Below are 5,576 nucleotides of genomic sequence, written 5' to 3' on the forward strand. Positions count from 1 at the left end.
AGGGTACCACCAATCAGCAGTTGGCCACCTCTCGCCATTCATCCATGAGTGTCGCACTTATTATCTGAATTCCCGCTATACTTAAAATAAGCAAGCCAATTGAGGGCATACATCATGTCCAGAAATAAAGTTCAGTTTCAAAAAGGCATGAGTATTCATTCATTTATAGAAAAATATGGTTCTGAAAAGCAATGTAAGGATCACCTCTTTGCACTGCGATGGCCCAACGGGTTCCATTGTCGGCTGTGATTGGCGTTTTCGTTGTATACAGTTTGCAATAAGCAACTTTGGAATAGGTATCGACGAACGTTTGTTGATAAATTCTTCCGACACCCTTTAAATTGCCGACATAAAACGTGTCCTGTGAGCCCAGATAATCAGGATGCATCGTCTCAATCTCGCCACAGGCTTCATCATCCTGCTGCTTACGCTCCAGCGCGGCAATTTGGGCGTCAGACAGCAATATGCCGTCCTGGGCAACTTTATGTTCCAACGCTTTAAGTCGTTTTTTAAAGTTCTCTAAATCATGACGTAACCAGACTGAACGAACACCACTTCCGGAGATGAAGATGCCCTGTTTACGAAGTTCATTACTGGTTCGCTGTTGCCCATGTGCCGGATACTCAATGGCATAATTGATGACGGCTTGTTCTGTCGTATCATCAGTGCGATTTTTTAAGTTGGGAACGCGCCGGGATTTATCAAGTAATGCATCGATACCACCTTCTTCGACCAGTTCTTTATAGCGATAAAAGGTGTCTCTGGATACGCCCATGACTTTGCAGGCACGGGAAACGTTGTTCAGCTCTTCTGCCAAATTGAGAAGGCCGGCTTTGTGTTTAATAACGGGATTGTTACTATGGATCATGAGAGTTACCTCAAATGTTGTTTTGATTAAGGATTCGACACCCATATCAAAACCGGTAACTCTCTTCTTTTCAAACAGAAGTGTCAGATCTGGTCGGAACTAATTCATATTAGGCGATATCGATGCTGCAAGTGCCATGTTGGTCGCAGAACGGATCCGCCATGCGATTGCCGCTCTCCAATTTGAACATCCGTCTGGTAACCTGACCATCACCATCAGTATGGGTATTTCTTGTTCAGATAATAAAAATGAAACAAAAGGCGAAAATACACTTTTATTACAAGCAGATAGTGCACTTTATCGAGCAAAACATGAAGGTCGAAACCGTGTTTCTATCGGTTAGTTTCAAGCTCTAAATTTGGATACGATATTATTTAGTCAACAATGAGTCATAGGCTCCCTCATAGTAATCTAACTTCAGATAAGTAACGCTAGAATTGGCAACTCAACATGCCCAGAAATAGGGAGTTCGCATCAATTCTTCTAATTCATTAATTCGTCAATGTAGAAATGAGATAACACATTTTTGTCCAAAAGTGTGTTTGAAACGCAATTGGCCGTTAAACTTCACTGCATGAATACATCAATGTTTTGTTGCGCTTTTTGCTGCCCACTTGCCATTATTGTTCTACCTCGCCCAAAATTTTACGCAGTCCTGTGATAAAACCGCGAGGAAAAATCTCGGTGTCGTATTCCATGTCTTTTACCTGTCCGGCTCGTGTGGTTTGCCATCCGTGGTCTTCCATGCACTTGTCAGAAATAGCATAGGCGAGTGCTTGTTTTTCAGATTCAGTCAGGATGTTTGAAAATGCTGGCAGCACCTGAACAGTCTGTTCTGCGGCTGTATCGAACTGCCGAACAGGTCGTTTGTCGATGGTAATATTGGCATGTTGTTTTAGGGGCGAATAGAGAAAACGGAAAAAATCGTACGCTAAGGTTTTCCGGGCAGCCTTAGCGGCCGAAACTTCCCGTCCTCCAGCCTGCGGCTCTGCCGCCAGACATAATCGCCGGTCAGATTGATGTGCTCCCACCCCAGCGGCGACAGGTATTGCAGCAGCTCACCATCCACCGACTTCCCCGCATCGCCCATCGCCTGGGTGGCGCGCTCCAAGTACACCGTGTTCCACAACACGATGGCGGCCGTCACCAGGTTGAGGCCACTGGCCCGGTAGCGCTGCTGCTCGAAGCTCCGATCCCTGATCTCGCCGAGGCGGTTGAAGAACACCGCCCTGGCCAGGGAGTTGCGGGCTTCGCCCTTGTTCAGTCCAGCATGCACGCGCCGGCGCAGCTCGACGCTTTGCAACCAATCGAGGATGAAAAGCGTGCGCTCGATCCGGCCCAGCTCGCGCAGGGCCACGGCCAGGCCGTTCTGGCGCGGATAGCTGCCGAGCTTGCGCAGCATCAGCGAGGCGGTGACCGTGCCCTGCTTGATCGAGCTGGCCAGGCGCAGGATGTCGTCCCAATGGGCGCGGACGTGCTTGATGTTCAGGGTGCCGCCAACCATTGGGCGCAATGTCGGGTAGTCCTGGACGCTATTCGGAACATACAGCTTGGTTTCTCCGAGGTCGCGGATGCGCGGTGCGAAGCGGAAGCCCAGCAGGTGCATCAGGGCGAAGACATGATCGGTGAAGCCAGCCGTGTCAGTGTAGTGCTCCTCGATCCGCAAGTCGGACTCGTGGTACAGCAGACCGTCGAGCACATAGGTAGAGTCGCGCACGCCGACATTCACCACGCGGGTGCTGAACGGTGCGTACTGGTCGGAGATGTGGGTGTAGAACAGCCGCCCCGGCTCGCTGCCGTACTTCGGGTTGACGTGGCCGGTGCTTTCGCCTCGACCACCCGCCCGGAAGCGCTGGCCATCGGAAGAAGAGGTCGTGCCGTCGCCCCAGTGAGCGGCGAAGGTATGACGGTACTGGTGGTTGACCAGCTCGGCCAGGGCCGCCGAGTAGGTTTCGTCTCGGATGTGCCAGGCTTGCAGCCAGGACAGCTTGGCGTAGGTCAGGCCGGGGCTCGACTCGGCCATCTTGGTCAGCCCGAGGTTGATTGCATCGCCCAGGATCGCTGACAGCAGCAATGTCCGGTCTTTGGCCTCGGCACCGTCCTTCAGGTGTGTGAAGTGGCGGCTGAAGCCCGTCCAGTCGTCCACGTCCATCAGCAGTTCGGTGATCTTGATGCGCGGCAGCAAATGGCTGGTCTGGTCGATCAGCGCCTGCGCGGTATTGGGCACCGCGGAATCCAGCGGGGTGATCTTCAGCCCGGACTCGGTGAGGATGGCATCGGGCAGCTCGTTGTCCTTGGCCAGGCGGGTGACGGTGGCCAGCTGCTCGTCCAGCAGCTGCAAGCGCTCTTCCAGGTACTGGTTGCTGTTCGGGTTGATCGCCAGGGGCAGAGCCTGCGCATGCTTGAGCGCGGCGAACCTCTCTGCCGGCAGCAGGTAGTCGTCGAAGTCGCGGAACTGCCGCGAGCCCTTGACCCAGATGTCACCGGAGCGCAGCGCGTTCTTCAGCTCGGACAGGGCGCAGATTTCGTAGAAGCGCCGGTCGAGGCCTTCCGGGGTTATCACTAGCGGCTTCCAGCGCGGCTTGATGAAGGCGGTGGGCGCATCGGCCGGCACCTTGCGCAGGTTGTAGGCGTTCATCTCGCTCAGGGTCTGCACGGCTGCCAGCACGCCTTGCGCAGCCGGGGCAGCGCGCAGTTCCAGCACCTCCAGCAAGGCCGGCGTGTAACGGCGCAGAGTGGCGAAGTTCTCGCCGACCAGGTGCAGATGGTCGAAGCCTTCCGGCCGGGCCAGCAGCTCGGCCTCGCTGACGCTCTCGGTGAACTCGTCCCAGGGAATCACCGCCTCAATGGCGGCATAGGGATCGCTACCGCTTTCCTTGGCTTCCAGCAGAGCCTGGCCGATCTTCGAGTACAGGCGCACCTTGTCGTTGATCGCCTTGCCCTGCTTCTGGAACTGCTGCTGATGCTTGTGCTTCGCGCTGCTGAACAGCTTGACCAGGATACGGTCGTGCAGATCGACCAACTCATCAATCACCGTCGCGGTGCTCTCCAGCACCACGGCGGCCAGGGTCGCGTAGCGTCGCTGCGGCTCGAACTTGCCGAGGTCTTTGGGCGTCATCTGCCCACCCTCGCGGGCCAGCTTGAGCAGGCGGTTCTGGTGGATGTGTCGGCCCAGGCCTTCGGGCAAGTCCACCAGCTGAAATGTCTTCAGCCGCTCGATGTGTTCGAGCATGTGGCGGGAGTTCGGTTTCAGCGGTGCCTGTCGCAGCCAGGTCAACCAGGTGATGCTGCTGCCGGCCTTGAGCTTCAACAGCTCGTCCAGCTTGGCCCGATGCGAGTCCGTGAGTGGTTCGACCAGGGCGCGGTAGACTCGGCGATTGGCCCGCGCAATGGCCTCCGAACAAGCTCGATCAATTACGCTCAACGCCGGCAGAATGCGCCGCTTCTGTCGCAGGCTCTCCAGGGCCTGACCGGCCAGCAGTAAGCCCTTGTCGGTCTGCTGGGCCAACTCGGTCAGCTCGCGCACCAGGGCGCGGAAGTCGGACAGGCCGAACGGGGCCAGTTGTAGGTAGGTGCGCAGTTCCTGGGCGTGCTCGCGGCGAGTCACGTCGCGTTCGCCGTACTTCAACCAACTCGCCGGGTCGGCCTGAACTTGCTTGGCCACCCACTGGATGACCGGCTCGGGCGGCTCGCTGTCGGTGCCCAACGCATAGCCGGGGTAGCGCAGCAGGCTGAGCTGCACCGCGAAGCCCAGGCGGTTGGCGTCGCCGCGCCGCTGGCGGATCAGCGACAGGTCGGAGTCGTTGAAGGTGTAGTAGCGGATCAGGTCATCCTGGCTTTCCGGCAACGCAAGCAAGGTGTCGCGCTCCGTAGCCGAGAGAATCGAGCGACGCGGCATGGTTCAGTCGTCCTTGCGAAGGTACTGATAGAGGGTTTCTCGGCTGATGCCGAACTCGCGGGCGAGCTGCGCCTTCGGCTCGCCCGCAGCGGCCCGCTGCCGCAGCGTGATGGCTTGCTCGTCGGAGAGGGCTTTCTTGCGGCCCCGGTAGGCACCGCGCTGCTTGGCCAGGGCGATGCCCTCGCGCTGCCGCTCGCGAATCAGGGCGCGCTCAAACTCGGCAAAGGCCCCCATGACCGACAGCATCAGGTTGGCCATCGGCGAGTCCTCGCCGGTGAACACCAGGCCTTCCTTCAAGAACTCGATGCGCACACCGCGCTGGGTCAGCTTCTGCACCAGGCGGCGCAAATCATCGAGGTTTCGTGCCAGGCGATCCATGCTGTGCACCACCACGGTGTCGCCTTCGCGAACGAAACCGAGCATGGCCTCCAGCTGGGGACGCTGGGTGTCCTTGCCCGAGGCTTTGTCGGTGAACAGCTTGCCGACCTCGACCTGTTCAAGTTGGCGTTCCGGGTTCTGGTCGAAGCTGCTGACCCGGACGTAACCGATGCGTTGTCCCTGCAAGATGCCTCCATGGGCTGGATGGGCGGCAGGGCTTGCGTTGGTTTTTGGTTCCATTGCGCCCGAAGCCTTGAATTTGTCAGGCTGAAATCTATGACCTTGGCAAGCATGTGTCAAAGAATGTGAAAGCGGACTCTATTCTGACGGCGTGATGCGCCTTGCCTGACATCCAGTGTCGTTTTCAGAAGACGGCTGCACTGAACGTCAGAAGCCGACTGCACTATAGCAGCGGAGGGGTTGGATCCATCA

Annotated in this window: 4 protein-coding genes and 2 pseudogenes; 2 read left to right on the forward strand and 4 right to left on the reverse strand. The window is 57.1% G+C overall.

The window, feature by feature from the left end:
• Positions 1 to 114 precede the first annotated feature (114 nt).
• A pseudogene (locus PG888_RS22250) lies at positions 115 to 240 on the forward strand (transposase); the annotation flags it as partial.
• Between the two features lies 1 nt (position 241).
• Here PG888_RS22250 and PG888_RS22255 read toward each other — a convergent pair.
• Positions 242 to 868 (reverse strand): annotated as a pseudogene (locus PG888_RS22255) (helix-turn-helix domain-containing protein); the annotation flags it as partial.
• A gap of 118 nt (positions 869 to 986) precedes the next feature.
• Between PG888_RS22255 and PG888_RS22260 the strand changes: the two are divergent.
• Complete coding sequence (locus PG888_RS22260; RefSeq protein WP_270694413.1) at positions 987 to 1,211, forward strand: GGDEF domain-containing protein; 225 nt, start codon at positions 987 to 989, stop codon at positions 1,209 to 1,211.
• Between the two features lie 277 nt (positions 1,212 to 1,488).
• Here the strand turns inward: PG888_RS22260 and gmtX are convergent, their stop codons facing one another.
• Genes gmtX through PG888_RS22275 form a run of 3 tightly spaced genes read right to left on the reverse strand, consistent with a single transcriptional unit; the run spans position 1,489 to position 5,330 of the window.
• On the reverse strand, positions 1,489 to 1,899 hold the full coding sequence (gene gmtX / locus PG888_RS22265) for a gamma-mobile-trio protein GmtX (RefSeq protein ID WP_270694412.1): 411 nt from the start codon (positions 1,897 to 1,899) through the stop codon (positions 1,489 to 1,491).
• Complete coding sequence (locus tag PG888_RS22270; RefSeq protein WP_003090772.1) at positions 1,800 to 4,766, reverse strand: Tn3 family transposase; 2,967 nt, start codon at positions 4,764 to 4,766, stop codon at positions 1,800 to 1,802. The genes gmtX and PG888_RS22270 overlap by 100 nt, the downstream gene beginning before the upstream one ends.
• Positions 4,767 to 4,769: 3 nt before the next feature.
• Positions 4,770 to 5,330 carry a recombinase family protein gene (locus tag PG888_RS22275; RefSeq protein ID WP_003090771.1) on the reverse strand — a complete coding sequence of 187 codons (561 nt, stop codon included), beginning with the start codon at positions 5,328 to 5,330 and terminating at the stop codon, positions 4,770 to 4,772.
• Positions 5,331 to 5,576 lie beyond the last annotated feature (246 nt).

The organism is Aeromonas sp. QDB23, from assembly GCF_027707745.1.
GTDB lineage: Bacteria > Pseudomonadota > Gammaproteobacteria > Enterobacterales > Aeromonadaceae > Aeromonas > Aeromonas allosaccharophila.

Coding starts and splice junctions, on each gene's coding strand:
- PG888_RS22270 (WP_003090772.1), bottom strand. CDS start 4,766: ATGCCGCGTCGCTCGATTCTCTCGGCTACGGAGCGCGACACCTTGCTT.